The organism is Isoptericola sp. NPDC060185 (genome assembly GCF_042728595.1).
Lineage (GTDB): Bacteria > Actinomycetota > Actinomycetes > Actinomycetales > Cellulomonadaceae > Isoptericola.
This window is the reverse complement of the sequence record NZ_JBHWYY010000042.1, coordinates 32,556-33,911: the sequence shown is the minus strand read 5'-3', so window position 1 is coordinate 33,911 and position 1,356 is coordinate 32,556. Positions and strand designations below refer to the sequence as shown.

The window sequence follows — 1,356 nt, the reverse complement described above, 5'->3', positions numbered from 1 at the left end:
GAAACCAACAAAGGTTCCAAAAATTTGGCATTGACTATCAAACACACTGTTGAGTTCTCAAACAACCGACGCACACCCACAAGACCAGAACCATTTCCGTTCCAGCCCCGCCGGGGCAACCCCTCAAACTTACCAGATTCTTTCCGGCCGTTCCAACCGCCTGTTTTCCAGGTTTCGGATCGCCCGACATTCATCGGCAAGCCCCACAGACGATGTCCGGGGCGCACGAATGCTAACCCGTTCTCGTAGTGAGTTCCAACCCCGGTCGGCCACCCGAGCTCCCCGGTGTCCCGGTGATGCTCTTCGGTGTCCGTCTCCCTGTCGGGCTGACGTCGTAGAACATTACACGCTCCGCGGCAGCCGGCCAACTCCCTGCGCGGTGACGCGGGGCACACCCGGTGGGCCGCGCGAGAATCGTCGCGTGACCTCCTCTCCGACAGCCGCCCCGCGCCCGGCGTCCGTCCTCGTCCGTCCTGCCCGGGTCTCCGAGGCGGCGCACGTCGCGTGGCTCGCCGCCCTCACGTTCCCCCTGGCCTGCCCGCCCGGGACCCTCGTGGCCACGATGGCCGCGCACGTGGCCACGCACCTCGCGCCGGCCGACTTCCGCGCATGGGCGACCTCCGACCGGCACGCTCTCCTGGTGGCGGTCGACGGCGGGCCCGCGGGCGCCGCGTCCGACGACGTTCCCCCGCTGCTCGGCTACGCGCTCGTCGCGTTCGGCGAGCCCGACGGCGCCGAGGAGCGCGCGGTGCTGCGCGCAGCGGCGGGTCCTGGCCCCTACGCCGAGCTGTCCAAGATCTACGTGCACCCCCAGGTCCTGGGCGGCGGCGTGGCGGCGCGCCTCCTCGAGGGGGCCGCCGCGGCGGCCGCCGGGCTCGGGGAGGCCGCCGGCGTCGACGCGCCGCTGTGGCTCGGCACCAACGGCCAGAACGCCCGGGCCCAGGCGTTCTACCGCAAGCACGGCTTCGACGTCGCCGGCACGCGGACCTACGACGTCGGCGGCGTGCGGCACGCCGACGTCGTCATGCTCCGTGGCGCCGACACCCCGGGCACGAGCTCGCGCCGCCCGGACTGACAGGGCATCGCCGGTCCGGCCGCGCACAGGCGGAGCCAGTTCTCCCTGATGTCGGCTGACCCCGACATTCGGCAGCGCGGGATCGACCTTTTGATTGCTATCCGTCAGAAGCCTCGCTAGCGTGGCGGAGTCGGGGGCAGAGGGGCCGCCGACGTGGTGGTCGGCGCCCAGCACCGCCCGGCAAGGGGGGCGGCGATGCACCACGCCACAGCACAACCCCACCACACGACCGGGCGCACCGGCCTCTGGCTCGGGGGCGCCCCCCGTTCGGGCGCCCCCGC

At 71.7% G+C, this 1,356-nt stretch carries 1 protein-coding gene; it reads left to right on the top strand.

All coding sequences use genetic code 11. The features are described from left to right. Positions 1-421: 421 nt before the first annotated feature. Positions 422-1,075 carry a GNAT family N-acetyltransferase gene (locus ACFWDO_RS14085; protein ID WP_380325514.1) on the top strand — a complete coding sequence of 218 codons (654 nt, stop codon included), beginning with the start codon at positions 422-424 and terminating at the stop codon, positions 1,073-1,075. Positions 1,076-1,356 lie beyond the last annotated feature (281 nt).